Origin of the sequence: Agromyces sp. H17E-10, assembly GCF_022919715.1 — a bacterium.
GTDB lineage: Bacteria > Actinomycetota > Actinomycetes > Actinomycetales > Microbacteriaceae > Agromyces.
This window is the reverse complement of sequence record NZ_CP095042.1, coordinates 2,245,271-2,270,493: the sequence shown is the minus strand read 5'-3', so window position 1 is coordinate 2,270,493 and position 25,223 is coordinate 2,245,271. Positions and strand designations below refer to the sequence as shown.

The following is a 25,223-nucleotide window of genomic DNA, read 5'->3' as shown; positions in this document are numbered from 1 at the left end:
GCCAGCCGTAAGGTATGGCACGTCTGACCAGGGGCTTGGGGGCCAACCATGTGGTCGATGATCAGGGGTTTCGTCGGTGCGACTGCACTCGGCGCAGGCGTGCTGCTCGCGGTGCCCGGCTCACCGCCGATCGTGGTGACGGCGTTCGACGATGCGGCCGCACTCGCGGGCACGGGCTGGGCGGTGCAGCCGGATGCGACGGCGGGGGCGACGCAGCGATTCGTCGAAGGACCGGCGAGTCCGCCGGCGGGTCGTGGCAGCCTCGAGCTCGGGGTCGACTCGACGAGTGATCGCGCCCGGGTGTTCAGCGCGCCCGGATTCAGCGACAACCCAGCCGAGACTTTCATGCCGTGGGATGGCCTGGGCGGCTCGTTCTCGACGTTCACGTTCACGACGACGAACCCGGCCGACAGCCTTCCCGCACTCCAGGTGGTCGGCTATCAACTGCTCGACCCGTCCGCTCCTCTGCCGCAGGATCGCCTCGTCGGATTCACGACGCTCAACTTCGAGCCGCGAGCGAACCAGCTCTCGCCCGCCGTCGCGGGTGAATGGCAGGAGTGGGCACTTGATGCCGACTCGCTCGTCTGGCAGACGAACACGGCGAGCGGCTTCTGCGTCCAGTCCGCCCGCTGCACGCTCGCCGAGTTCGCCGCCGAGTACCCCGACGGCGGTTGGGGTGTCGTCCAGCTCGGCCTCGGGAGCGGGGTCGCCGCCGGCGGGCGCTCGTTCGCCGACGACCTGGTCGTGCGCAACGGCACCACCGACGAGTTCGCCTTCGACTTCGAGATCCCGGCCGAGCAGAACTCCACCGCCGCGGTCGCCGCGGGTGCCGGGACGGAGACCGGCGGCACGGCCGTGGTCACGCTGGACGCGTCGACGCTCGCCGCCGACAGCGTCGTGTTCACGATCATCACGACGGCACCCGACGGCTCGGTCGACTCCGTCGACGTCGAGGTGGCGGCGGGAGCGTCCGATGAGGTCGAGATCGACGTGCCATTCGGGACGAGCCACGTCACCGTCTCGGCACAGGGTGTCGAGCTCGCGGCGGCCGACGTGACGTTCACGGCCGCCACGCCCACGCCGACTCCTCCCCCGACGCCCTCCGCACCGCCGTCCCTGCCGACGGCTCCGGGCGGCGCGGGCTCCGCCGGCGGGTCGCTCGCGGAAAGCGGGTTCGACGGCACGTCGATCCTCGCCGGCGTCGCGCTGCTCGCGGGCGGTGCAGCGGTTCTCGCGGCCTCCGCGATCACCCGAAGACGGCGCGCCACCGTGCACCCGCGATGATCGGCTCCACGTTCAGGCCGAAGCATCTGCCGGTCGGCGGACCGAGACCGCCCGCTGCAGCGCCACGGTGGCGTCGAACAGCGCGCTCGAGCGCACGACGATGCTCTGCTCGCGCTCGACGAGCGCCGCCTCGGCACCGCCCGCCTCGCGGAGCGACGGCAGGAGCTCCCGCAGCGGCGGGATGCGGTAGCCGGCCAGCCGGAGCTGGTGCACGAGCCGCGCATCGCGCACGTCGGCGGGGGCGTAGATGCGATCACCGTGCGATCCGCGCAGGGGCCAAAGCAGCCGCTCGTCCTCCCAGTGGCGCAGCGTCGAGGTGCGCAGGCCGAGCGCCTCGGCGAGCTCGCCGATGGTCATCGCGTCGGTCAGCCGAATGTCGCCGAACGGCTCATCGCGGATCGTCTCCACCGCTCGGCGTGCGAGCGCCAGCTCCTCGCGCTCGCGATGCAGCCCCGCGTGCGCCGCGTCGAGCCGGCCGAGCATCGCCGCGCGGTCGCGGTGGGCGTCGAGCACGACGAGGCGCGCTTCGGTCGGGCCCATCGCAGCGGTCAGCGCGCGGTACGCGACGGCGAATGCGACGTGCCGCTCGTCGTACTCGCGGTATGCGCTCGAGGACCGCGGCGCGGGCGGCAGCACCCCCGCCGCCTCGAGCTTGCGCACCTGCTGGATCGAGTACCCGGTTCGCTCGGCGACCTCAGCGGTGCGCATCAACCCTCCACAAGCACTTCAATGCATCACTTGAAGTATGAGTATCGATGAGATCACCGAGTACGTCGAGTCCCTCGGGGATGTGCTCACGCTCCGCCCGCAGCCCGGCGACGGCACGCCCGAGATCGCCTGGGGCGACCGGTTCTTCTACTTCGCGCCCGACGGCGTCGTCCCGCCGGGCCAGCCGTTCGCCACGATCGTGACGAAGGACTACCCCGACGAGCCGCCGGCCGGCCTCGGCGACGGCGTCTTCCGGGTCAACATCGACGCCGGACGCCGTGGACAGGAGCAGGTCGACGACCCGACCCGACGAGACGTCGTGGCCCCGCATCCCGCGTACGGCCACCTCGGCTGGGTCGCCGTCGTCGAGCCGGGCGAGCGCACGGCCGACGAGCTGCACGACCTGCTCCGCGACGCGCACGCCGCCGCGAAGCGCCGATGGGAGCGCCGCCGGGGTTGATCAGGCCCGTCACCGCCCCGGTCGCTCTGGGCTGACATTCAAGTCGCCACGCCGCGACGCGCTTCGCAGCGGCCGCGTGTCGTGTCGAAGGTCAGCCCAGAGCGACGTCGACGCCGGGGTCCGAAGAACCCCTATCGCGCCCGCAGCCGCGGCGCGAGGTCGCGCTCGAACAACTCGAGGAACCGGCGCTGGTCGTGGCCGGGCGCGTGGAACACGAGGTGGTTGAAGCCCCAGTCCATGTACTGCCCGATCTGCTCGGCGACCTGGTCGGGGTCGGTGCCGACGATCCAGCGCTTCGCGATCTGCTCGATCGGCAGCGCGTCGGCCGCCCGCTCCATCTCGACGGGGTCGGTGATGTCGTGCTTCTGCTCCTTGGAGAGCGAGAGCGGCGACCAGAACCGGGTGTTGTCGAGCGCCGTGTCGAGGTCCTCCTCGTACGAGAGCTTGATCTCGATCATGCGGTCGTACTCGTCGAAGGTGCGGCCGTCGTCGCGGGCGGCCAGCCCCTCGCGCACGGCGGGCATGAGCTGGTCGACGTAGAGCTCGGCGCCCTTCCCCGACGTGCAGATGAAGCCGTCGCCGGCACGGCCGGCGTACTTCGCGACCTGCGGGCCGCCGGCCGCGATGTAGATCGGCACCGCGTCGGCCGGTCGGTCGTAGATCGAGGCGTCGTGCGTCGAGTAGTACTCGCCGTCGAAGCTGACCTGGCCCTCCTCCTTCCAGAGGGCGCGCATCAGCCGCACCGACTCGCGCAGCCGCGCGTAGCGCTCGCGGAACTCGGGCCACTCCTGCTCGCCCGCGCCCTGGAACCCGGTCGCGATCTCGTTGAGCGCCTCGCCCGAGCCGAAGCCCGCGATGATGCGGTCGGGGTAGAGCACGCCGAGCGAGGCGAACGCCTGCGCGAGCACGGCCGGGTTGTAGCGGAACGTCGGCGTCATCACGCTCGTACCGATCTTCACGGTCGAGGTGCGCTCGCCGACCGCGGCCATCCACGCGAGCGAGAACGGCGCGTGCCCGCCCGTGTGCCGCCACGGTTGGAAGTGGTCGCTCGTGAACACCGACTCCATGCCGTGTCCTTCGGCCGCGACGGCGATCTCGACGAGCTCGCGGGGGTCGAACTGCTCGGCGCTGGCCTTGTATCCGAGGGTGAGGGTCATCTCGTGCTCCTTCTGCGGGGTCTGGTTCGGTGAGTCGGGTCGGGCGAGTCAGTCGGGCCGATGGGATGCTGCGGGGCCGGCGCCCGCATGCGGCAGCGGCCCGTCGGCGAGCGCGGCGACCGCCTCGGCGGTGCGCGGGCCGACACCGAGCTGGAGCGCGCGTTCGAGCGCTTCGACGGTGTCGACGTCGCGGCGCAGGCTCACGAAGGGCGCGCTGCCCGCGAGGTCGGCGAACCCGGCCTCGCGGTGTCGCGAGGCCGACTGCTCACCGAAGGCCGGGCGCATGGGTACGCCCGCGCCGGCGGTCGCGAGCGTGGTGCCGGTTCCGTCGGCATCGGCGATGAAGGCGAGCGGATGCCGCGCAGCGGCGTCGAGCGCGAACTCGAGTTCGCTCGTGCGGAGCGACGGCAGGTCGCCGAGCAGCACCGCGACGGGAACGTCGCTATCCGTTCTCGCGAGGGCGACGCCCGCGTCGATCGCCGTGTCGAGGCTCGACCGCCCTGGGACGGCGCGACCGTCGTCGTCACCGAGACGCGACCCGGCGGCATCCGGTTCGCCGACGACCTCGACGCCCTCGGGCAGGGGCGTGCCGAGTCCGATCTCGCCCGTGATCACGATGACGCGATCGACCGACCGCGCCTCCTGGGCGGCGTGGATCGTGTCGAGCGCGAATGCCCTCGCCAGTGCGGCGCGCGCCTCGGCGGGCACGACGGGCCCGAGCCGTGTCTTGGCGGCGGCGAACGCCTTGACCGGGATCACGACGGTCCAGCGGCTCGGCACCACCTGGCCCGACGATTCGACCCGGCCGTCGACCCCGGCCGCGGCATCCCGGATCTCGCCGTTCATGCGCGCAGCCCCGGCAGCACCTCGCGGCCGAAGACCTCGAGCCAGTCGGCCTGGTTGCGTCCGACGTTGTGCAGATAGATGCGGTCGAACCCGAGGTCGAGGTAGCGCTGGATCTCGGCGCGGTGCCGGTCGGGGTCGGCCGAGACGACCATGCGGCCCTCGAAGTCCTCGGGGCGCACCGTGCGGGCGAGCTGCTCGAACTCGAACGGCGAGCGGATGTCGCTGCGCCCGAACCGCATGCCCGCGATCGGCCATTCGGTGAGCGCGTTGCGCATCGCGTCCTCGTCGGTCGCGGCCCACGAGAGGTGCAGCTGCAGGATCTTGGGCATGCGCCGCACATCGCGGCCGCCGTCGCGCGCACCGTCGGCGAAGCGGGCGAGCAGGGCCTCGAGCCGGTCCATCGGCCCGGTGGTCGTGATGAGCCCGTCGGCGACCCGGCCGGCGCGGCGCGCGGTGACCGGTCCGGCCGTCGCGACGTAGATCTCGGGGGCGGTCGGCGGCATGGTCCAGAGGCGAGTGGTCTCGAGCTTGAAGCTCGGGCCCGCGTGGCGCACGTCGCGGCCGGCGATCGACGCGGTGAAGAGCTTCTTGATGAGCTCGACGGCCTCGAACATGCGGTTGATGCGGTCGGGGGCCTCGGGCCAGTACTCGCCCACGATGTGTTCATTGAGCGCCTCGCCCGACCCGATGCCGAGCCAGTGCCTTCCCGGGTACATCGAGGCGAGGGTCGCGCTCGCCTGTGCGACGACCGCGGGGTGCGTGCGGAACGTCGGCGTGGTCACGCCCGGGCCGAAGTCGCCGCGCGTCCGCTCGCCGAGTGCGCCGAGCACGCTCCACACGTGCGACGACTGGCCGAGCCGCGGCGTCCACGGCTGGAAGTGGTCGGTGGCCATGACCCCCGTGAAGCCGTGCTGCTCGGCGAGCGCGGCGAGCGCGACCGCCTCGGCGGGAGGGAACTGCTCGAGCATGGCGGCGTAGCCGATGTGCACTGACACTCCTCCATCCTCGCGGATTCCGACGGGTCGACGGGCGGGCGCCCGCAAGAGACATCCCGTCGTGGTTGCCATTGTTTCGGATACTGGATCCAAAAAGCAAGAGCAAGGGTGAGACGGATGCCGCTCGCTCGCGCCGCGCGGACGACGAGGCCCCGGCTTCGACTCAGCGGCGCGCGGGCGCCGCAGCCGACTCGCGGTCGAGCAGCTCGAGCACGGCGTCGCGAACCCGTTCGAGGTGCGAGCGCTGCACCTCGAGCGCGTGGTCGACGTCGCCGCCCTCGACGGCCGCGATGAGCTCCTCGTGGGAGTGCGAGCGCGAGTGTCCGGGCTCGGCGCCGTCGACGCGCCAGCCGAGCACGTAGCGGCCGACCTTGAGGCGCAGCTGCTCGATCATCTCCCAGAGCACCGGGCGAGCGGCCGCGTCGTAGAGCACGGCGTAGAACTCGGTGCGGGCGTCGACGAAGTCGGCGCCCTCCTCCTCGGCGTCGGCCGTGCGTCCGAGCTCGCGCAGGCGCTCGATGCGCTCTGGCGTCATTTCCGCCATCGACAGCCGCAGCGCCTCGCCCTCGAGCAGCGCGCGCACGGCGTAGACCTCGCGCGCCTGCTCGACCGAGAGCGACTTCACGACCGCGCCGCGCCGCTCATGGAACTCGACGAGCCCGTCGGCCTCGAGCTGGATGAGCGCCGACCGAACCGGCAGCCGCGAGACGCCGATCGATTCGGCGAGGGTCTCCTGGCGCAGCTTCTGTCCGGGCGGCAGGGTGCCGCTCAGGATGGCGTCGCGGAGGATCTCGTAGACCATGACTCCGACCGAGCGGTATCCGCCCTGGTGCTTGCCCGCGAGCTGCTGCAGCGCGTCGGCGTCGAGCCCGGAGCCCGAGGTCCGGCCCCTGGGGGCGGTGAGTTCGCTCATGGCACCCGAATGTATCGGAAGAATCGCGCCCGGCACAGACTTTGGATCCAAAAGCCGAACGGTCGCCGGCGGGCGTTACTCGAAGTCGTCTCCGCTGCTGCGCAGCGACCCCTCGGCCTGCGCTTCGTCGAAGCCCGCACGGTACCCCTCGTCGTACGCCTCGTCGGCACCCTGCCGGAACAGGTCGCGCTCGCTCGGGCGCTGGATCGACCGCGCCCCGGGCAGGTCGAGGTCGCCCACGTAGCGGTCGAGGCCGCGCACGATCGCCACCGGAACCCCCGACGACTTGCCCTTGACGAGCTCGCCCGCACCGGCGATCTCGTCGGCCACGCACGGCATCGTCACCGAGAGCGGTTTGCCCGAGGCATCCGTGCCGCCGCGCAGGTCGTCGAAGACGTGCACGCCGGCAGCGCCGATCGCGATGTCGGTCTGGCCCTCGCGCCACGGCCGACCGAGCGTGTCGGAGAGGATGACGCCGATCCGGGCGCCCGTGAGCGCGCGCAGCCCGGTCGCGAGGTCGCGTGCCGAGGCATCTGGATCCACCGGCAGTAGCAGCACCGTGCCGTCGGGAGCGTTGGAAGCGTCGACGCCGGCAGCGGCTCCGACGATGCCCTGGCGGTTCTCGACGATGCGGGTGATGCCCCCGTCGAACTCGCGGCTCGCGACGACGCGCACCGTCTCGGCGGTGATCGCGGCTTCGCGGTCGGCTGCCTCGACCACGCGCCCCTCGGCCTTCGAGACGATCTTCGACGTGACCACGAGGATGTCGCCGTCGGCGAGTTCGGTCGCGCCGGCGATGAGCGCCGCGAGATCGTCGCCCGTCGAGATCTCGGGCAGCCCGTCGACGCCCTCGACACTGAAACCTGCGGCCATGGACGCTCCCCCATCGGACTCCGTCGCCGCGGAGTCGCGGCGCGTCCATTCTGGCATCGCCCCGCCCTGCCACGACCGGTGCGCTCCCGGCAAGGGCTGAACGAGCGGGATGCCGCGGCGCTACGATCGCGTATGGCCACCGATCCCGCCGGGCACGCGAAGCCCGCCATGCGCACCGATGCAGGACGGCACGACCAGACCGAGGGTGGCGATGCCGCCGAGCACGCCGAGACGCCGGCGCGCAACGAGACGCCGACCGAGCGCCTCGACCGCAATTGGGCGGACATCCTGCAGGAGCTGCGTTCGGTGCTCACGGGGACGCAGCTCATCTCGGGCTTCCTGCTCGCGGCCGCCTTCCAGCCGCGGTTCACCGAGCTCGACGACTACGAGCTCGGGCTCTACCTCACCCTCGTCGCCCTCGCGGCACTCGCGACGGTGCTCGGCCTTGCGCCCGTCATCCTGCACCGCATGCTCTACGGGCGCCGCCAGAAGGACCGTCTCGTGCGCACCGCCAACCGCATGCTCTTCGTGCTGCTCGGCGTCGTCTCGCTGCTGGCCGTCGGGGTCGCCGGACTCATCTTCGACGTCGCGGTGAGCCGCGAGGCCGGCTTCGTCGCGATCGGCATGTCGCTGCTGGCCGTCGTCGCAGTCTGGGTCGTCGTGCCGCTCATGGCCAGCCGGCGCGACTGACCCGCGCGCTCAGGTGTCCCCGGCCTGACCTACGCTGGAACCCATGCGCATCGCCACCTGGAACGTCAACTCGATCCGCACCCGCGTCGGCCGCGTCGTCGACTGGATGGTGCGCGAGGACGTCGACGTGCTCGCGATGCAGGAGATCAAGTGCAAGCCCGAGCAGTTCCCGCACGATGCCTTCGAGCAGGCGGGCTACGAACTCGCGCTGCACGGGCTCAACCAGTGGAACGGCGTCGCGATCGCGAGCCGGTCGCCGATCGGCGACGTCGAGATCGAGTTCCCCGGCATGCCCGGATTCCTGAAGGGGCATGACGGCCCCGACCTGCCGAAGGAGGCGCGGGCGATCGGCGCGACGGTCGACGACGTGCGCCTCTGGAGCCTCTACGTGCCGAACGGCCGTGCTCTCGGCGACCCGCACCTCACGTACAAGCTCGACTTCTACGCGGCGCTCACCGAGTACGCCCGGGCCGAGACCACGGCCCACCCGGCTCGGCCGTTCGCACTCATGGGCGACTTCAACGTCGCCCCGTTCGACGTCGACAACGGCGACCCGACCGTCGTCGTCGGGCAGACCACGCACGTCTCCCCCGAAGAACGCGCGGCGTTCTTCGCCCTCGAGGGCGCCGGGCTCGCCGACGTCGTGCGCCCGCACGTACCCGAGGGGCTCTTCACGTACTGGGACTACAAGCAGCTGCGGTTCCCGCGCAACGAGGGCATGCGCATCGACTTCATCCTCGGCTCGCAGGCGTTCGCCGACGCGGTCGCAGGCGCCTCGATCCACCGCAACGAGCGCAAGGGCGACGCCCCGAGCGACCACGTTCCGGTGCTCGTCGACCTCGACCTGGGCGACGACGACGGCGACCTGCCGATGATCTTCGGGTGAGTCCGGCATCGAGGCAACCCCCAGCCCGTCCCGGGATGCCCGGGCTACGCTCGACGGTGTGACGAGTACGCACGATCCCGGCGCCGACCCGTTCCTCGGCACGGTGCTCGGCGGGCGCTACCGGATCGACGCCCTCATCGGGCGCGGTGGCATGGCGAGCGTGTACCGGGCGACCGACGGCTCGCTCGGCCGCCCGGTCGCGGTGAAGCTCTTCGACGCGTCCGCCGAGGGCATCGACGACTCGGCCCGACGCGCGTCGGAGATCGCGTTGCTCGCGAGCCTGCAGCACCGGGCGCTCGTGCGACTCTACGACGCGTCGCGCGACGCCGGCACGGGGCGCGAGTACCTCGTGATGGAACTCGTCGACGGGCAGGACCTGCGTGAGGCCCTGCGCTCCGGGCCGCTCGACGCGCCCGAGGCGGCAGCGCTCCTCGCCGACCTCGGCGAAGCCCTGCACGTGATCCACGAGCGCGGCATCGTGCACCGCGACGTGAAGCCTGCGAACGTGCTGCTCGAACCGGCCCACCTGCCGTCGCGCCGGTGGAACGCGAAGCTCGCCGACTTCGGTATCGCGCGCCTCATCGACGACGCGAGACTCACGCGCACGGGGCTGCTCGTCGGCACGCCCGGGTACCTCAGCCCCGAGCAGGTGAGCGGGGCGCCCGCGGGCCCTGCCGCCGACGTGTACTCGCTCGGGCTGCTCGCGCTCGAGGCACGCACCGGGCAGGCCGCGTTCCCGGGTCCGGCGGCGGAGGCCGCGGGCGCACGGCTCGTGCGCGACCCCGAGGTGCCCGAGCGGCTCGGCGCCGACTGGGTCGCACTGCTCTCGGCGATGACCGCACGCGACCCCCAAGACCGACCGAGCGGGCTCGAGGTGGCGGTGGCGGCAGCCGGGCTCGACGTGACTCCGACCGACGCGGATGCCGCGACCGGGGCGACGAAGGTGATGCCCGTCCCGCTCGGAGGTGCGACCGCTGCGACGGCCGTCATGACGCCCGCCGGCCCAGATCCGGCTGGTCCAGATCCCGCCGGTCCCGTCGGCCCGGCCCGCCCCGCGGATGCGCCCCCGCGCCGACGACGGCCGGTGCTGATCGTCGCGGCACTCGCAGCCGCGGCGGTGGCGATCGTGCTGCTCGCGCACGCGGTCATCGGGGCGCTGACGACGCCCGTCGACGCCGAGCACACGCCCTCCCCGTCCGCGCCGGTCGAGTCGACGACACCGAGCGAGGAGCCCACCGTCGCCCCGGCGCCGCCGCCGGACACCGACGACGCTCCCGGCAACAGCGGAAGCAATCGCAACGACGACAAGGGCGACGACAAAGACAAGGGCAAGGGCGGCGGCAAGGGCAAGGACTGACGCCGCGCGCCGACCGAGCGCGCGCCCATATGATCGCTGGATGCCCACCCTCGAACTCCCCGGCGCCGAGCTCTACTACGAGACGGCCGGTGCCGTCTCCGCTCCCGCGCTGCTGCTGATCCCTGCCGGCATCGCCACCCTCCGCATGTGGGACGAGGTCGTCGACGACCTCGCCGCCGACCACTTCGTCGTGCGCTACGACCCCCGCGGGTTCGGCGGCACGCGGCACGACTTCTCGGTGCCCTTCGCGAACCACGACGACGCCGTCGCGCTGCTCGACCACCTCGGCGTCGAGCGCGCGACCGTCGTGGGTGCGAGCCGCGGCGGTGCGCTCGCGATCGACGTGGCGCTCGCGGCGCCCCGCCGGGTGGCCGGGCTCGTGACGATCGGTGCGCGCATCGGCGGGTTCCCCGACGTCGAGCCGTCCGCCGACGAGCAGCGGCGTCTCGACGAGGTCGACGCGATCGATGCGCTCGCCGACCCGGCCGGTTACATCCGGCTCGAGACGGCGGTGTTCGCCATCGGCTCGGGGCGCTCGGCGTCCGACATCGACCCCGGGTACCTGGCCCGCGCCCACGAGCTCGCCGAGCCGAACGTCGCGCATGTCGCCGACGACGGCGACCAGGTGCCGCTCGACCCGCCCGCCGCCGAGCGCCTCGGCGAGATCGCGACGCCGACCCTTGCAATGGTCGGCGAGTTCGACCTGTCGCCGTTCGCCGTGCAGTTCGACGCCATCGTCGACCGGGTGCCCGACGTGACCGGGCTGCGCATCGCGGGCACCGCGCACCTGCCGAGCGTCGAGCGCCCGGCCGAGGTCGGTACCGCGCTGCTCGACTGGCTCGGCGAGCGCGGGCTGTAGCGAGCGCGCCCTCCGGCGAGCGCGGGCTGGGGCGAGCGCGCAGGAGCGAGCGCGCCGGAGCACCCCACCGCCCGCCGCGCGGGCCAGGCATCGTCCGATCAGTCGGGCCGCGGCAGCACCGTCAGCACCCGGGTCGTGAACTCGAGGAACCGCTGCATGAACACCCGCAGGAACTCCTCCGTGCTCTCGACGGTGACCTCGCCGTCGTCGGCGATGAGCCCGGGAGTGACGTGGATGTACGCCTCGGGCGCATTCATCTGGGGTGCGTTGCAGAAGCTCAGGATGCTGCGAAGGCTCTGCTGCGCGACCGCCGTGCCGAGCGCGCCGGGCGAGGCGCCGATGACGGCCGACGGCCGCCCGGTGAGCGCGTTCTCGCCCCACGGCCGGCTCGCCCAGTCGATCGCGTTCTTGAGCGGCCCGGGCACCGAGCGGTTGTACTCGGGCGTCACGAACAGCAGGGCATCGGAGCGCTGGATCGCCGCCTTGTAGTCGCGGGCGACCTGCGGGTAGTCGGCGTCGTAGTCGCGACTGTAGAGCGGCAGGTCGCGGTAGACGATCTCCTCGAAGGCGAACTCCTCGGGCGCGAGCCGCATGAGGGCCTTCGCGAGCGTGCGGTTGATCGAATCGCTCGCGAGGCTGCCGATGAAGACCCCGACGCGATACGGCGGAGCATGGTGGATGATGTCGACCTGCACGATGGACCCCCTCGTCTCGTGCTCCAAGACTGCACCCGAAGCACCCGCCGCACCAGACCGCGCGGTCTGACCGCCGACCCGCTCAGCGCATCGCGCGATACGCGGCCCGCTGCTCGGGCGAGAGGTGCTCGGTCGCGTACGAGAGCATCGTCCGCGGCATCCGCGCCGCATGCACGTCGAGGAACCCGGTGAGCACGTCGACGCCGACCCGCTTGCCGGCCTCGCGCAGCATCCAGCCGACGGCCTTCTGGATGAGGTCGTGCCGGTCGTCGAGCAGCCGCTCGGCGACCGCGAGCGTCGGGCGGGCGTCGCCCGCCTTCGTCGCCGCGAAGGTCGCGAGCACGGCGACGCGCCGCGACCACACCGACGGGGATGCCGCGAGCCCGACGATCAGCTCCGGTTCGACCCGGTCGACGGGCGCGCCGGGGAACAGCACCTCGCCGACGAGCACCTCGGCCGAGCTGTCGACGAGGTCCCAGTTGTCGACCCGGCCCCGCTCGACCGCGTCGAGGTAGGCGGTGTACAGGCGCTCGCGCGCCGCGTCGTCGCGCGAGCGCGGGCGGCTCGCACGAGCGAACTGCCCGACCATGACGATGAGCGCCGCGAGCCGATGCTCGTGGATCGGGCTGTCCAGCAGCGACATCGACTCGACGAGCGGCAGGTCGGCGAACTCGCGCACGACCGCCCGGGTCTGCGGTACGGTCACGCCGATGAACCGGTCGCCCTCGGCGTACCCGCCGGGGCCGGTCTTGAAGAACCGCGCGAGCTGCGGCACGCGGTCGGGATCGGCTGCGGCGGCGAGCGCCGCACGCACGCCGGCGGCCGTCTGCGGCCGTGCCGCGGCATCCGTCATGCAGGTACGTTATCGCCGCCCTTCCCTCGCACGGGTGCATCGGCGACGATGGAGCGATGAGCGAAGCGATCACCGAGTCCGAGTCCGCCGCGGTCGACGAGGCGATGCCCGGCGTCGAGTTCCGCCCGATCGCGGGCGACGACCTGCGCATGTGGCTGCCCGAGTCGATGGCGTACTACGAGGCGGCCCGGCTCCGCGCGGGCGACACGCCCTCCGAGGCGAAGGCGGCCGTCGAGGCATCGGTGAACCGCTTCTTCGCCGACGGCGAGATGAAACCCGAGCACGTGCTGCTCGCGATCTTCGTCGACGGCGATGACGCCGGCTGGCTGTGGCTCGGCCCGTGGGCCGAGGGCGGCGACGCGTGGTGGGTGTGGGACGTGCACGTGCGCGAGCCCTACCGCCGTCGCGGCCTCGGGCGTGCGGCGATGCGTCACGCCGAGCAGGTCGCACGCGAGCACGGTTCGCCGACGCTCGGGCTCAACGTCTTCGCGTACAACCTGCCCGCGATCGAGCTCTACGAGAGCCTCGGCTTCGAGGCGGCGTCGCTGCACATGGCGAAGAGCCTCTGAGCGCGGCAGCGCACAGAGGCTCTTCGAGGGGGTCTTCGGCTCAGGCGCGCGGCGACTCGTCGGCGGCGGCCGATCCGGTCGAAGCGGATGCCTCGGCGGGAGCGTTCTCGACCACCGGCGCCTCGTCGACCTGGGCCTCGGCGATCGGCGCCTCGGCGACCGGCGCCGCCGCGGGCTCGACCGCCGATGCGGCGGCCGGCGCGACGACCGGGGCATCGACGAACTCGCCGTCGGCCGGCTCGGCCTCGTCGATCGGCGCCTCGGCGACGGGCTTCGACAGCGCGCCGAAGCCGATGAGCACGCCGAAGACGGCGAGCGACACGACGATGCCGACGATGCCGGCCGTGAGCAGCCCGCTCGAGACGACGATCGCCGACTGGCTGCCGTAGACGTCGGCGGCGGTGCCGGTCTGGCTCGTGAGCGCGGCGTTCAGCGTGGAGGTCGCCGAGTTGGTCGAGAGGGCGCCGAGCACGGTGACGACGACGGAGCCCGCGAGTGCGAGGGTGGGCAGGATCAGCGCGACGGCGGCGGACGGACGTGCAGTGGTCATTCGGGCGACTCGTTTCGGGATCGTCGTGACAGGCGCTCGCTGGTGAGCCCCGGCGGGCCGGCGGAGTGCGGCCCGGCACCGACGATACGGGCGAACGCTATGCGTCCGCTATGGGCGGAGTGCGCGGGCGCGCAGAACGAGAGCGGGGTCGGCCGGTCGGCACGAGCCCCGCTCTCGGGTGCGGCTCATCGATTGCGCGATGAGATCGGGCGCGGCAGCGTGGTCGGGACGGGGGTCTCGTGCTGCTGGGCCTGGAACTGCTCGCCGTACTGCGCGAGGCGCTGACCCTGCATGTCGGCGGCACTCGGGGCGTCGCCGCCGATCGTGTCCGCCTGCTTCTGCTGGCGCATGAGCTCCGAGATCGACACGCTCACGGTTCGCACCGACTGCGGGCCGGTCGACCGCCCGGTGCGGGCGCTCCGCTCCTGCGCGGACTCGGCACGCGCCGAGTCCTGCTGCGCCTTGAGCGAGGTGGTCACGCGCTGGACCCCGTTGGCGGCGGCTCGTTCGAGCGCGGCCTCGCGGTGGGCGGCGTCCTGCTGGGCGTGCAGCGAGGTCACGCTCGCGGCGCCCGAACCCTGCTCGACCTGGCTGCGCACACCGGCGCACCCGCTGATCGAGATGATGATCACGGCGGCGCCGATCGCGGCTACTCCGCCCTTCGTGATGTTCATGGTCCTCTCCTGTTCTGTCGGGGGTTGATGGGGATCTGAACAAACCTCACGTTATGGATCACCCGCCGCCCCGACATCAGGACGACCCCCGGACCCCGCGTCCGCGTCGGCGCGGTCGAGTCGCGTGCAGGCACCGAACACCACCCGTGCTGACGCTGAGGTATTCTCAACACCGGGAGTTCGACAGCGTTGCGCGGCCGCGGCGATCTCGGTCGCCGATTCAGGCCGCAACGCAGGATTCCCGCGTCAGGGCGCAACCATTCGCGAGGGGATGCCTCGTAGCCTTGAGTTGTGCGGCGATTCATGCCGCGCGCCATCTGCCAATCGCAACACCTGATCCCCTCAACGAGGAACGGAGGTTCACATGTCGAACATCACGATCGACCCCATCGTCGGCGAACCCGAGGTCCTCGAGGACGTCACCGCCGAGCAGATCGCCCTCGCCGACGGCGTCGAGAACGACGCCGCGTGGCTCCGCCTCAAGGAGTCGGCGACGAAGCTGCAGTCGCTCCAGGTGAAGGACGGCTCGGTCCCCGCGGAGGGCGACAAGCCTGAGGCATCCGCCCTCGTCGACGCCATCGTCGAGTCGGTCGCCGCGCTCGCGCCGCGCTTCCCGCACGAGGCCGCCTACCTGACCGCGCTGCAGGCCGACTTCCGCAAGTGGCAGGCCGAGGGCCTCGAGGTCCCCGACTTCCTCGACTCGCTCGTCGAGTTCCAGCCGCAGCGTCACCGCATCGACGGCATCCGTCACCTCGTCGTGTTCCCGATGTACACCCAGAACGGCTCGCTCGACCGTCACGTCGAGGCGCTCGTCGTCGAGACGATCTGGCCCGAGTTCATCGCCGCCCTCGAGGCCGGCGACTACGGCAACAAGCTCTTCGTCTCGCTTCGACTTGTCGACTTCACGCCCGGTTACGACACCAACTCGGCCGTGCTCTTCCCCGAGACGGTCGCCATGCGCGAGATCCCGACGTTCACGTGGGGCGCCATCTTCCAGGACCGCGAGGCCGCCCGCTACCGCAAGGTCGTGCGCGCCGCGAGCGACATCACGAAGCTCGAGCTGCCCGCCGACGCGGCCGAGATGCTCACCGACCAGGAGCTCACCGAGCGCACCTTCGTCATGTGGGACATCATCCACGACCGCACGCACATGCGCGGCGACCTGCCGTTCGACCCGTTCATGATCAAGCAGCGCATGCCGTTCTTCCTCTACTCGCTCGAGGAGCTGCGCTGCGACCTGACCGCGTTCCGCGAGTCGGTGAAGATCCAGCGTTCGCTCGACGCGCGCCTGGCCAAGGGCGAGGAGCTCACCGACGTCGAGGAGCAGATGCGCTCGACCGGCAAGCTCGTGCAGTACGCCGTCATCTTCGACCGCATCTTCCGCTTCGCGATCACCGGCAACCGGGTGCGCAACTACGACGGCCTCGGCGGCCAGCTGCTCTTCGCGTGGCTGCACCAGAAGCACGTGCTCGAGTGGCGCGACGTCGAGCTCAGCTTCGACTGGGACAAGGTGGCCGACGCGGTCGTCGAGCTCGGCGACGCGATCGACCAGCTCTACTGGGAGTCGATCGACCGCCCGAAGACGGTGCACTGGCTGAAGGCCTACGAGCTCGTCACATCGGTCGTCACGCCGAACCCCGCGTCGGTCTGGGCCGATGGCCTGCCGCGCGAGGTGCTCGCCGGCCCGCCCAAGGGCTACACCGACCTCGTGATGGACGACGAGTTCCCGCTCTCGATGTTCTTCGAGGCGCTCGACAAGAAGATGAAGCCCGTCATCGAGTCGACCGTCGGCATCACGGCCAAGGACTGACGCCACCGTTTCAGGAAGACGTACGCTGCTCAGGACGGAATCGGCGATTTCGTCCTGAGCAGCTTTCGTTCTCCTGAATCACATTCGACCGGCCGATTCCCCCAGCTCGAAGAGGAGCCTCCACATGACCGACACCACTGAGCCCACGGGCGCCGCAGGGCGCGTCGTCCTCATCGCGGGCGCCACGAGCGCCTCCGGCCGTGCCGTCGCCCGCAAGCTGCTCGAGGCCGGCGCCCGCGTCGTCGCCGTCGGCAGCGACCGCGGCCGGCTCGACGAGATGGCGGCCGAGCTGCCGGGCATCGTGACCGAGGTCGCCGACCTCACCGACCAGATGCAGGTGTGGCCGCTCGCGATGCGCGTGCACGGCCGGGTGGGCGACGTCGACGGCATCATCCACCTCGTCGGCGGGTGGCGCGGCGGCGGCGGCATCCCCGGCCAGACCGAGGAGGACTTCCGCGTGCTCGGGCGCTCGTTCTCGTCGCTGCGCCACGTGAGCCGTGCACTGTGGGACGACCTCGTCGCGTCCCCTGCCGGCCGCATCGCGATCGTCTCGTCGACGACCGTCGAGCACCCGACCGCGGGCGGCGCGAACTACACGGCCGTCAAGGCGGCGAGCGAGTCGTGGATGCAGTCGCTCGCGCACGGCCTCGGCAAGGAGGCGCCCGGCTCCGCCGCGGTCACCTTCCGGGTCAAGGCGCTCGCCGGCCTCGAGGACCGGCTCGCCGACGCGGTGGTGGCCCTCTGGTCTCAGGATGCCGCGGAGCTGAACGGTCGCGTCGAGACGCTGTCGGCCTGACCCTGCGCCGCCGCGCCGATCACTCGCCGTCGCGCATCGCGTCGCGCACGCGCTCGGCCTCGATGGCGCCCTCGCGGCGTTTCGAGAGGCCGACGCTCAGTGCCACGGTGTAGCCGCCGCATCCCGCAGCCAGCAGCAGTGCACCGCCCGCCCAGGGCACACCGGTCGCGAGCTGGTACGCGAGGAGTCCGAGCCCCGCGCAGAACACGACGCCGACCCACCACCAGGCGCGCCCCGCGAGCGTGACGCCGCCGGCGATCGCGGCGGCGACGACGGACGCGACGACGAGGAGCGCACCGACCGCGACGACCACGCCGAGCGTCACGGCGAGCGACTCGGGCATGCGCCGCCACTCGTCGATCGCGAACGGCAAGCCCCCGGCGACCGCCACGAACACGCCGAGACACAGCAGGCCGACGATCACGAGCGTGAGGCGGGTCGTGGCGTTCACGCCGGCCGGGCGTCGCTCGGCCTGGTCGAGGGTGGCCGACCACGACCCCCAGGTCACCCATCCGAGGCCGCTCAGCAAGAGGCCGCCGAGCACCATCACGAGGGCGGCGTCACGCAGCGCGACACCACCGATGGCGTCGCCGATGATCAGCAGCACGAGCCCGATGGCGAGTACGCCGAGTCCGGCGACCGCGACCCAGCCGACGATCTGCTCGGCCCGACGCCATCCGCGCTTCGGCCCGCGGTGCGCGTGCTGGCCGCGCTCGCGCTTCGCCTGCCGCGTATCGGTCATTCCGGCAGCGTACCCACCCGGGCTCCACGCGAACTGGGGGTGTCTGATGCGTTGACGGCACCGAGCCCCCGCGATTAGCGTCGCGACATGAGCGCGGCCGCTGGCGGGCAGGCATGATCACGACCGACGAGCTACGCGCGATCCCCGCGTTCGCACGGCTCGCTCCCGAGGCGATCGACTATCTCGTCCGCTCGGTCGAGGACATCCACCTCGTGCCCGGAGAGTACTTCGCCCACGAGGGCGACGAACGAGCGCTGTTCATCGTGATCGACGGCCGCGCCGAACTCACGAAGGTCGTCAACGGCGAAGAGCGCGTCATCGGCGAGCGCGTTCCCGGTCGGTTCTTCGGCGAGGTGCCGATGACGCTCAGCACGCCGTTCCCGGCGAGCGGCCGTGCTGCCGAGCCGACGCGCATCATCAAGCTCGACGTGACCGTGTTCTACTCGCTCGCGGCGATGGCCCCCTCGGTGCCGGCCTTCGTCGCATCGCTCGCGCGACGGTACCTCGACTGGCTGCAGACGGTGGCCGCCGAGCAGGCCGAGCCGGAGGTGCGCGTGGTCGCCCCGCGCGCCGATCGCCGCGCGCACGAGCTCACCGGGTTCCTCACGCGCAACCAGGTCGCATTCGAGCACGTGCCGGTCGAACCGGCGGGCGACGGTGCGCAGCATCCCGTCGTCGAGCTGCCCGACGGGCGTCGCCTCGAGAACGCCGGGCTCCGCGAGATCGCCGCAGCAGTCGGCCTCGAGGTGGAGCCGTCGCAGCGCGACTACGACGTCGTCATCCTGGGCGCGGGCCCGGCCGGCCTGACCGCTGCCGTGAACGCCGCCGCCGAGGGGCTGCGCACGCTCGTCGTCGAGCATCTCGCGCCAGGCGGGCAGGCCGGCACGTCCACCCGCATCGAGAACTACACCGGCTTCCCGTTCGGCATCTCGGGCGACGAGCTCGCGAGTCGCGCGCTCAAGCAGGCGCGGCGGCTCGGCGCCGAGATCGTGGTGACACGCACGGCCGAGTCGCTCCGACCCGGCGGGCGCGAGATCGAGCTCGACGGCGGCGACGTGCTCAGGGCGCCCGTCGTGGTCGTCGCGACGGGCGTCGAGTGGCGCACGCTGCAGGTGCCGGGCATCGACCGGTTCCTCGGCAGCGGGGTGTACTACGGTGCCGCCCGCAGCGACTCGGCGGTGGCCCGCGGCGCCGAGTCGCCATCGTGGGTGCCGGCAACTCGGCGGGACAGGCCGCCCTCTTCTTCTCGCGCTTCGCGCGGTCGGTGACCATGCTCGTGCGCGGCGAGACGCTCGCGACGAGCATGTCGCGATACCTCGTCGACCAGATCGCGGCGAACGACGCTATCCACGTCGAGACCCGCAGCGAGATCGCCGCCGTCCATGGCGGCCGTACCGTCGAAGGCGTCGAGGTGCTCGGCCGGGCGACGGGCACAACGACCACGCGGCCGTTCACGACGGTTTTCGTGATGATCGGCGCCGACGCGGTCACCGGATGGCTGCCCCCCGGGGTCGCACGCGATGAACACGGTTACGTGCTCACGGGGGCCGATGCCGCCGCGTCCCCGCAGTGGACGCTCGAGCGAAGGCCGTTCGGCCTCGAGACGAGCGCGCCGGGCGTCTTCGCCGTCGGCGACGTGCGCTCGGGCTCGGTCAAGCGCGTCGCCGCAGGCGTCGGCGAAGGCGGGATGGCGATCGCGTACGCGCACCGGTATCTCGCGCTCGACGCGTGACCGAGTGCGAGCGGCTGCCTGCTCAGCCTTCGGGCGACGCGGATGCCTCGGAGCCGGAGTCGGCCGCGGGGCTGGGATCGGTCCCGGGCGCGGTCTCCGGCACTGCGTCAGGTGCCCCCGGGGGTTGCGGCGCCCCGTCGCGATCCTGCTGGACGGCGACCACGAGGCATCCCTCATCGCTCTCGGTGCCGTAGAGCGCCTCACGCCAGGCCGCCTGTTCGGCGGCCGTGAGCTGCTCGGGCATCGCAGGGGCGAGCGACTCGGGGTCGGGCGACTCGGCCTCCCACCACTTCCAGTGGCGGTATTCGTGACCCGCCTCCGTCATGCAATCGCGCACCAGCTGCTGGAACGCGAGCCACGTCGCCTGCTCCTCCTGGCTGGGCTCGGGGTCGGCGGGCGCGGGTGTCGGCGTCGGCACGGCGGTCGCGCGTCCGGTGTCACCGGGTGGCGTGCCGGGCGCGGGTGTCGGTTCGGTGGGGGCGGTGGGGGCCGTCGTTCGGCCGGGGAGCGGTCGCCTCGCATCGTCGTGGGCACGAGGTCGGTCGCTCGAGCCCGCCTCACCGGGTGCGTCGCCGCCTGCGGTGCCGCGCCCGGGTCCCGTTCCGGCCTCGCCGGAGTCGGCCGCGCCGCCGGATCCGTCGCCGCCTGTCTCGGCCGGCGGGGACTCGGTGCGAGACTCGGCGGCGAGGTCGTCGGTCGCGCCGGACTGCACCCGCGCGTCGTAGAGCACGGGGGCGCCGGTGCGTGCGGCGGCGACGCCGACCGCGGCCGACCCGACGACGAGCACGGCCATCGCGGCGCAGAGCAGGAGGACCTTGCGCACTCGGCACCTCCTCGTCGCAGGCCGGCGGCGGTCGTTCCGCCGCGCGGGCGTCCGGCCATGCTACGTGACCCCCGAACAGGGGACAACCCTCTCAGGCGGTTTCGGGTGCGACGCCGACGCAGTGCGGCGACGGCGACGTCGACCGCGACCGCGACCGCGACCGCAACGAGTGGGAGTCAGCCCGCGACGAGCGGCGCGACCGTCATCGTCGACACGGTGTCGCAGACGGTGATCGCGTAGGCGTCGTCGATACCGGGTCCCGCGCCGTCGGAGGTGAGCCTCGCGCGGAGGCCCGTGGCGTCGATCATCGTGCAGTCGTAGGCGCCGGCCTGATGGGCTCGCACGTGCGCGGTCGCGACGCCGCCGGGCTGCACGACGACGAGCGTCGAGTCGGCCGCGTCGGCGAGCGCGGGCTTGCCGACCTCCGCGCCGCCGGCGTCGAGCGCGATGAGTCCGGGCGTTCCGTCGAAGGTGCACGGGGAGTCGGAGACGTTCGTGAAGACGAGGCTGAAGCCGAAGCTTCCGGCGCCCGACTCGTCGGGCAGCGGCTCGACGGCGAGCGAGAACTGTTCGTCGACGCAGTGCGCGGCGACCAGCTCGTCATCGGAGATCGGGTCCTGGTCGCGGGCGGCGACGCCGGTGTCCTCCGTATCCGTGTCCGCGCCGTCCCCGGCGGCGTCGTCGGCTCCTTCACCGCTCGACACCGACATCGACGGCTCGGGCGTCGGCGAAGCGGCCGGCCCACCGGTGGAACCGGGCGTCGCCGCGCAGCCGCCGAACGCGAGGGCTCCGGCGAGCAGCATGCCGAACGCGATGGTCACCCGTGTGTGAGTCATCATTCCCCCGTCGTCGATGGTCGTCGCCGCCACAGGCTAATCCCTGCGGCATCCCGGTCGGAAGCGGGTCAGCCCTGATGCGCCCGGATCGTGACCTGCCCACGACCAGCCCGCCGCGAGCCGGGCTGCGGTCGATCGTCCTGATCCGAGACCTCAGTCGGCCTGCGGGCCGCCCGTCGGTTCGGCTGCTTCGGCCGCCGCATCGGCGGAGACGCCGGTCGCGGCGTCGGCGGGCGACTGCTGCCGTCGGCTCAGCCAGACGAACGGCGCCGCGAGCACCTGGAACGCGCTGCTCACGAGGAGCGATCCCGGGTAGCCCCAGATGTCGGCCGAGCGGCCGAGCACCGGCTGGATGACCGCGCCGCCCGCGCTGCCCATGAGCGAGTCGAACGACAGCACGGTCGCGCGCTGCGCCGACGGGATCATGTCGTTGAGGTACGCCCGCCGCACGGGGCCGGATGCCGCGTCGACGAGTCCCCACAACACGAGCAGCACGAGCGCGAGCCAGAAGCTGCGGTTGAGGCCGAGCGCGACGAGCACGCCCGTGCTCACGATGAGGCTCAGGAGGATCGTCGTCGTGCGGCGGCGGAAGCGGCGACGCACCCACGGTGCGAGGTAACCCCCGATGACCTGCGCGCCCGAGAGGATGGCCGCGGCGAGGCCGGCGACCGAGTAGGCGTCCTCGTCGCCCCACAGCTCGACGAGGTATGGCTGCAGCGCGTAGAAGACGTAGAACCCGACGCCGGTCGTGAAGAACGAGGCGAACATGAGGTAGCGCACGGGCGGCCGTCCGAGCCCGTACTTCAGTGAGGCGTTGAAGACCGTCTTCGTCGCCTGCAGCGGATGCGCGCGACTCGCCGGGGTGAATCCGAGGTCGTGCATGAGCAGTGCGGCGACGACGAACATGACGACGAGCACGCCGGCGCGCATGATGAACGGCACCCCGAGATCGGTCGCCTGCGCGACCGCGCCGCCCGTGATCGAGCCGATGAACATCGCGGCGCCCGAGAGCGCCGTGCCGCGGCCGAACACGTGCTCGAGGCTGCCCGTGTAGTTCGTGGCGGTGAGCGCGTCGACGAGCCACGCCTCCGTCGCCCCCGAGAAGAAGGTGAAGCCGAGCCCGAGCAGGATCGACACCACCGCCCATGCCCAGAACGGCGCCTCGATGACCCACAGCCAGTAGTAGAGGGCCGTCGTCACGGCGAGGGTGAGCGTGCCGAGCAGGTACGACACGCGTCGGCCGAGCGTGTCGGCGACGACGCCGGTCGGCACCTCGAAGATCACCATGCCGACCGAGAAGAACGCGTTCGCCGCGAACGCCTCGAGGTTCGACAGCCCCGCGTCGAGCAGGAACAGCGTGTTGACACCCCAGATGAACGACGCCGCGAGCGTGTTGCCGATGAGCAGCGTGAAGTAGACCGCCTGCACCCGTCGGGCCGCGTGATTCACCGCTGTCGGCTCGCTCACCCGCCCATCATCCTCCCGACCGGCCGCGCACGGAAGCACTTCGACCGCGCCGAGGCGCTACGCTCGCGCCATGGTGCGCTTCCTCATCCGTCTCGGCGTGTCACTGCTGCTCGCCGCCCTCGCCCTGTTCATCGCCTCACTGCTCGTGCCGGGCATGCACCTGCACGTGTCGGGGTTCCTCGTCGCGATCATCGTGTTCGCCGCGGTGCAGGCGCTGCTCGAGTGGCTGGTCGAGACCCTCTTCCATCGCGGCGCCCCGGCCGTCGCCGGCGTGGCGGGCCTCATCTCGACGGCGATCGCGCTCTTCGTCGCGTCGCTCGGCGACGGCATCACCTTCGACGGCGTCGCACCGTGGGTGCTCGCGGCGGTCATCGTGTGGATCATCACGGCGCTGGCCGCCTGGCTCTCGGGCAAGTACCTGCTGCCCCGCATCGCGCCCGCGAAGCCGGCCAAGTAATCGGCACACGGATGCCTCGGGGTCGTCGGCGACCCCGAGGCATCCGTGTCACCGCACGTCAGTCAGTGCATGTTGTCGCGGCCGTTGACGTGCACGGCGTAGCCGTAGCAGCCGGCGTCCTCCCAGCGGTAGGCGGCCCCGCCGCCGGCGTCGCCGCCTACGGCGAGTGCCCACTCGGCCTCCTGCTCGGGGGTGAGGTCGTCGGGCATCGCGTCCTGCGGGTCGACGTCGAACGGGTCGGGCGTGATGTAGTCGGGATTCCAGAACTCGACGTAGAGGTATTCGAGCCCCTTCTCCGCCATGCACTGACGCACGATCTCGTCTTGGGCGAGCCACTTCTCGCGCGGCGTCGGCAGGTCGGGGTCATCGGGCGGGACCTCGGCCGACAGCGGGGTGCCGGCGGCACGGGCCGCCTCGGCTGCGGCGATCCCCTCATCGCCGCACCCGCCGCCGGGGTTATAGAGGTCGGGTCCGAGCAGCGCCTGATCCCAGAGAATTGACGTCTCGTAGTCCAGGCCGACCGGCTTGGAGTCCTCCTCGAGCCACCAGCGCCAGAACCGGTACTCGAAGCCGGCAGCCTCCATGCATTCGCGGACGACCTCCTGCTGTCCGAGCCACTCCGAGCGCTCCTCGGGCATCACGTATTCGGGGTCGCCCGGCTCGAGGTACGGGTTGTAGCTCGCCGCCATCGTGCCGGTGCCCGGTTTCGGCGGTTCGGTAGGTGTGAGCGGCAACTGCTCGGGAACCCCCGGCTCCACCTCGGCCAGCCCGGCGATCGCCGACGCCTGCTCGGATCTCGTCACGGCACTGCCGGCACCGGCGAACAGCTCGGTGTTCGACACCGGCTGCGGTCGGTTGGCCGCATATGCCGCCGCCCCGAGCGCGACGATCGACGCGCCACCGAGCAGGGCGCCCGAGATCGCGACGACAGCCGCGATGCGCTGCAGGTTCATGCGCTCACCTCCTGCTCGTCGGAGAGGACACCCGCGGGCGCGACGTCGGCGGTAGGGTCGCTTCGCCGACGGCGCGCCCACAGGCCGCCCGAGGTCGGCAGCCACCAGGCCGCCATGGCCACGAAGAACAGCACCCCGGCGGCCGACATGACCCGGTTCACGAGGATCGCCTGCTCGATCGCCGAGATGTAGAACGCGCCCAGCGTCGTGCTCGAGGCGATGAGCGTGTACATGCCGAACCGGATGAGTACGTAGCTCGCCGCGGCGAGCCAGAGCGCCCCGAGCCAGCGGAACCGCGTCACCGTCGTCAGCACCGCGCCGAGCACGGCCATCGCGAGGCCGAAGACCCCGGCGGCGACGAGGTCCCACGCGCCGGCCCAGTCGCCCGCGGCCATCCCGGCGGCGGTCCGCCACACGACGAGCACGCCCCACGCGAGCAGCAGGGCGGTCGCGAGGTGGGCGAGTGCGGGCATCGCGAGCGGGAACGTGCCGCGTGGCGCGGTCAGCGCCAGTCGACGCACTTGGGCGTACCGCCAGGTGAGATCGGCGGGGATGCCGCGGACGAGCCGCCCCACGATCGACCGCGACACCCCCCGCTCTCCGGTCTCTGCCGCGAAGGCTCGTTGCTCGTAGAGGTCGGACGCGATCTCGGCCCGACGTGCAGTCGCGACGGGCTCGGAGAGATCGCGGGTGTACCAGCGGCACCAGCCGGCGACGAGGGCGTCGACCCGGTCGGCGCCGGTGCGGCGTTCGACCGGGCTCTCGGCGAGGGCGTCCTCGAACACGCCGTCGGGCAGCTGATCGAACACCTCGTCGACCGCGGCCGGCTCGAACACCGGCTCGGCCTCGGCCCGAGGCATCCCACCGCCGTTCATGCGAAGGCCGCCTTCGGCTGGCTGACCGGAGTCGTTTCGCGTGCCGCGAGCTCGGCGCGATGGGCGAGCTCACCGGCGCCGGTCACCCGGTAGAGGCGACGGCGGGGTCGGCCCTCGGTCTCGGCGAGCGACGCCTCCTCCCACGTCGACTCGAGGAGGCCCGCCTCGGTCATGCGGGCGAGCGCCTTGTAGAGGGTGCCGTGGGCCGTGAGCGCCGCGGCCTCGTTGCGTTCAGCGATGCGCTTCGCGATCGCGAAGCCGTAGAAATCGCCATCGTTCGCCTGCAGTTCCATGCCTGCGGCGAGGATGTCGACCTCGAGGTCGAACAGTCGTCCTTCACGTCTCCGTGCCATGTGAGAGAGA

Annotated in this window: 29 protein-coding genes; 12 read left to right on the top strand and 17 right to left on the bottom strand. The window is 72.0% G+C overall.

What is annotated here, in order from left to right:
• Positions 1–57 precede the first annotated feature (57 nt).
• Positions 58–1,284: a hypothetical protein gene (locus MUN74_RS10305; RefSeq protein ID WP_244851966.1), complete on the top strand. Its 1,227-nt coding sequence runs from the start codon at positions 58–60 to the stop codon at positions 1,282–1,284.
• A gap of 12 nt (positions 1,285–1,296) precedes the next feature.
• Here MUN74_RS10305 and MUN74_RS10300 read toward each other — a convergent pair whose 3' ends face one another.
• Positions 1,297–1,992, bottom strand: a complete 696-nt coding sequence (locus tag MUN74_RS10300; RefSeq protein WP_244851965.1) for a MerR family transcriptional regulator — start codon at positions 1,990–1,992, stop codon at positions 1,297–1,299.
• 37 nt (positions 1,993–2,029) lie between these two features.
• Here MUN74_RS10300 and MUN74_RS10295 point away from each other — a divergent pair, with 37 nt between their 5' ends.
• Positions 2,030–2,452: a DUF6194 family protein gene (locus tag MUN74_RS10295; protein ID WP_244851964.1), complete on the top strand. Its 423-nt coding sequence runs from the start codon at positions 2,030–2,032 to the stop codon at positions 2,450–2,452.
• 131 nt (positions 2,453–2,583) lie between these two features.
• Here the strand turns inward: MUN74_RS10295 and fgd are convergent, their stop codons facing one another.
• From fgd to cofE, 5 genes are all read right to left on the bottom strand, one after another.
• On the bottom strand, positions 2,584–3,609 hold the full coding sequence (gene fgd / locus MUN74_RS10290) for a glucose-6-phosphate dehydrogenase (coenzyme-F420) (protein WP_244851963.1): 1,026 nt from the start codon (positions 3,607–3,609) through the stop codon (positions 2,584–2,586).
• Between the two features lie 48 nt (positions 3,610–3,657).
• The gene (gene cofC / locus MUN74_RS10285; RefSeq protein ID WP_244851962.1) at positions 3,658–4,455 is read right to left on the bottom strand and encodes a 2-phospho-L-lactate guanylyltransferase; all 798 of its coding nucleotides are present in this window, start codon (positions 4,453–4,455) and stop codon (positions 3,658–3,660) included.
• Entirely contained in the window at positions 4,452–5,423 is a 972-nt protein-coding gene (locus MUN74_RS10280) for a TIGR03557 family F420-dependent LLM class oxidoreductase (RefSeq protein ID WP_244856422.1), read from the bottom strand. The genes cofC and MUN74_RS10280 overlap by 4 nt, the downstream gene beginning before the upstream one ends.
• A 190-nt stretch (positions 5,424–5,613) precedes the next feature.
• Positions 5,614–6,363 carry a GntR family transcriptional regulator gene (locus MUN74_RS10275; RefSeq protein WP_244851961.1) on the bottom strand — a complete coding sequence of 250 codons (750 nt, stop codon included), beginning with the start codon at positions 6,361–6,363 and terminating at the stop codon, positions 5,614–5,616.
• A gap of 75 nt (positions 6,364–6,438) precedes the next feature.
• Positions 6,439–7,236, bottom strand: coding sequence for a coenzyme F420-0:L-glutamate ligase (gene cofE, locus MUN74_RS10270; RefSeq protein WP_244851960.1), 798 nt, complete (start codon positions 7,234–7,236; stop codon positions 6,439–6,441).
• A gap of 132 nt (positions 7,237–7,368) precedes the next feature.
• On the opposite strand from cofE, the gene MUN74_RS10265 reads away from it, so the two are divergent.
• The 4 genes from MUN74_RS10265 to MUN74_RS10250 are packed head-to-tail and all read left to right on the top strand — an operon-like array spanning position 7,369 to position 11,028.
• On the top strand, positions 7,369–7,926 hold the full coding sequence (locus MUN74_RS10265; RefSeq protein ID WP_244851959.1) for a DUF6328 family protein: 558 nt from the start codon (positions 7,369–7,371) through the stop codon (positions 7,924–7,926).
• A 43-nt stretch (positions 7,927–7,969) separates the two neighbouring features.
• On the top strand, positions 7,970–8,812 hold the full coding sequence (locus tag MUN74_RS10260) for an exodeoxyribonuclease III (protein WP_244851958.1): 843 nt from the start codon (positions 7,970–7,972) through the stop codon (positions 8,810–8,812).
• 58 nt (positions 8,813–8,870) lie between these two features.
• A complete protein-coding gene (locus MUN74_RS10255) occupies positions 8,871–10,169 on the top strand; it encodes a serine/threonine-protein kinase (RefSeq protein ID WP_244851957.1) in 1,299 nt (432 codons plus the stop codon).
• Positions 10,170–10,209: 40 nt separating this feature from the next.
• On the top strand, positions 10,210–11,028 hold the full coding sequence (locus MUN74_RS10250) for an alpha/beta fold hydrolase (RefSeq protein ID WP_255820917.1): 819 nt from the start codon (positions 10,210–10,212) through the stop codon (positions 11,026–11,028).
• A 98-nt stretch (positions 11,029–11,126) separates the two neighbouring features.
• On the opposite strand, the gene MUN74_RS10245 is transcribed toward MUN74_RS10250, so the two are convergent.
• Both MUN74_RS10245 and MUN74_RS10240 read right to left on the bottom strand, forming a co-directional pair.
• Positions 11,127–11,723: an NADPH-dependent FMN reductase gene (locus tag MUN74_RS10245; RefSeq protein ID WP_244851956.1), complete on the bottom strand. Its 597-nt coding sequence runs from the start codon at positions 11,721–11,723 to the stop codon at positions 11,127–11,129.
• 82 nt (positions 11,724–11,805) lie between these two features.
• Positions 11,806–12,576: a DNA alkylation repair protein gene (locus MUN74_RS10240; RefSeq protein WP_244851955.1), complete on the bottom strand. Its 771-nt coding sequence runs from the start codon at positions 12,574–12,576 to the stop codon at positions 11,806–11,808.
• A gap of 56 nt (positions 12,577–12,632) precedes the next feature.
• Here MUN74_RS10240 and MUN74_RS10235 point away from each other — a divergent pair, with 56 nt between their 5' ends.
• Positions 12,633–13,145, top strand: coding sequence for a GNAT family N-acetyltransferase (locus tag MUN74_RS10235; protein ID WP_244851954.1), 513 nt, complete (start codon positions 12,633–12,635; stop codon positions 13,143–13,145).
• Positions 13,146–13,185: 40 nt separating this feature from the next.
• Here the strand turns inward: MUN74_RS10235 and MUN74_RS10230 are convergent, their stop codons facing one another.
• On the bottom strand, positions 13,186–13,695 hold the full coding sequence (locus tag MUN74_RS10230) for a hypothetical protein (protein ID WP_244851953.1): 510 nt from the start codon (positions 13,693–13,695) through the stop codon (positions 13,186–13,188).
• 185 nt (positions 13,696–13,880) lie between these two features.
• Positions 13,881–14,369 carry a hypothetical protein gene (locus tag MUN74_RS10225; protein ID WP_244851952.1) on the bottom strand — a complete coding sequence of 163 codons (489 nt, stop codon included), beginning with the start codon at positions 14,367–14,369 and terminating at the stop codon, positions 13,881–13,883.
• A 364-nt stretch (positions 14,370–14,733) separates the two neighbouring features.
• On the opposite strand from MUN74_RS10225, the gene MUN74_RS10220 reads away from it, so the two are divergent.
• Together MUN74_RS10220 and MUN74_RS10215 are read left to right on the top strand one after the other, a co-directional pair.
• Positions 14,734–16,179 carry a DUF6421 family protein gene (locus MUN74_RS10220; protein WP_244851951.1) on the top strand — a complete coding sequence of 482 codons (1,446 nt, stop codon included), beginning with the start codon at positions 14,734–14,736 and terminating at the stop codon, positions 16,177–16,179.
• Between the two features lie 124 nt (positions 16,180–16,303).
• Positions 16,304–16,975, top strand: coding sequence for an SDR family NAD(P)-dependent oxidoreductase (locus tag MUN74_RS10215; RefSeq protein ID WP_244851950.1), 672 nt, complete (start codon positions 16,304–16,306; stop codon positions 16,973–16,975).
• Between the two features lie 19 nt (positions 16,976–16,994).
• On the opposite strand, the gene MUN74_RS10210 is transcribed toward MUN74_RS10215, so the two are convergent.
• Positions 16,995–17,717 carry a hypothetical protein gene (locus MUN74_RS10210; protein ID WP_244851949.1) on the bottom strand — a complete coding sequence of 241 codons (723 nt, stop codon included), beginning with the start codon at positions 17,715–17,717 and terminating at the stop codon, positions 16,995–16,997.
• A 113-nt stretch (positions 17,718–17,830) separates the two neighbouring features.
• On the opposite strand from MUN74_RS10210, the gene MUN74_RS19235 reads away from it, so the two are divergent.
• Both MUN74_RS19235 and MUN74_RS19230 read left to right on the top strand, forming a co-directional pair.
• Complete coding sequence (locus MUN74_RS19235; protein WP_255820916.1) at positions 17,831–18,985, top strand: cyclic nucleotide-binding domain-containing protein; 1,155 nt, start codon at positions 17,831–17,833, stop codon at positions 18,983–18,985.
• The gene (locus MUN74_RS19230) at positions 18,922–19,449 is read left to right on the top strand and encodes an NAD(P)/FAD-dependent oxidoreductase (RefSeq protein WP_255820915.1); all 528 of its coding nucleotides are present in this window, start codon (positions 18,922–18,924) and stop codon (positions 19,447–19,449) included. The genes MUN74_RS19235 and MUN74_RS19230 overlap by 64 nt, the downstream gene beginning before the upstream one ends.
• Positions 19,450–19,471: 22 nt before the next feature.
• Here MUN74_RS19230 and MUN74_RS10195 read toward each other — a convergent pair whose 3' ends face one another.
• The 3 genes from MUN74_RS10195 to MUN74_RS10185 form a co-directional block, all read right to left on the bottom strand.
• Positions 19,472–20,272, bottom strand: coding sequence for a hypothetical protein (locus MUN74_RS10195; protein ID WP_244851948.1), 801 nt, complete (start codon positions 20,270–20,272; stop codon positions 19,472–19,474).
• 176 nt (positions 20,273–20,448) lie between these two features.
• On the bottom strand, positions 20,449–21,108 hold the full coding sequence (locus MUN74_RS10190) for a DUF4232 domain-containing protein (RefSeq protein WP_244851947.1): 660 nt from the start codon (positions 21,106–21,108) through the stop codon (positions 20,449–20,451).
• A 153-nt stretch (positions 21,109–21,261) separates the two neighbouring features.
• Positions 21,262–22,557 (bottom strand): MFS transporter, encoded by a 1,296-nt coding sequence (locus MUN74_RS10185; RefSeq protein WP_244856420.1) that lies wholly within the window; start codon positions 22,555–22,557, stop codon positions 21,262–21,264.
• A gap of 88 nt (positions 22,558–22,645) precedes the next feature.
• Between MUN74_RS10185 and MUN74_RS10180 the strand changes: the two genes are divergently transcribed.
• The gene (locus MUN74_RS10180; RefSeq protein ID WP_244851946.1) at positions 22,646–23,032 is read left to right on the top strand and encodes a phage holin family protein; all 387 of its coding nucleotides are present in this window, start codon (positions 22,646–22,648) and stop codon (positions 23,030–23,032) included.
• A gap of 62 nt (positions 23,033–23,094) precedes the next feature.
• On the opposite strand, the gene MUN74_RS10175 is transcribed toward MUN74_RS10180, so the two are convergent.
• Genes MUN74_RS10175 through MUN74_RS10165 form a run of 3 tightly spaced genes read right to left on the bottom strand, consistent with a single transcriptional unit; the run spans position 23,095 to position 25,213 of the window.
• Complete coding sequence (locus tag MUN74_RS10175) at positions 23,095–23,985, bottom strand: hypothetical protein (protein ID WP_244851945.1); 891 nt, start codon at positions 23,983–23,985, stop codon at positions 23,095–23,097.
• Positions 23,982–24,860, bottom strand: coding sequence for a hypothetical protein (locus tag MUN74_RS10170; protein WP_244851944.1), 879 nt, complete (start codon positions 24,858–24,860; stop codon positions 23,982–23,984). Before MUN74_RS10170 ends, MUN74_RS10175 begins: the two co-directional genes overlap by 4 nt.
• Positions 24,857–25,213, bottom strand: a complete 357-nt coding sequence (locus MUN74_RS10165; RefSeq protein ID WP_244851943.1) for a PadR family transcriptional regulator — start codon at positions 25,211–25,213, stop codon at positions 24,857–24,859. Before MUN74_RS10165 ends, MUN74_RS10170 begins: the two co-directional genes overlap by 4 nt.
• Between the last annotated feature and the right edge of the window lie 10 nt (positions 25,214–25,223).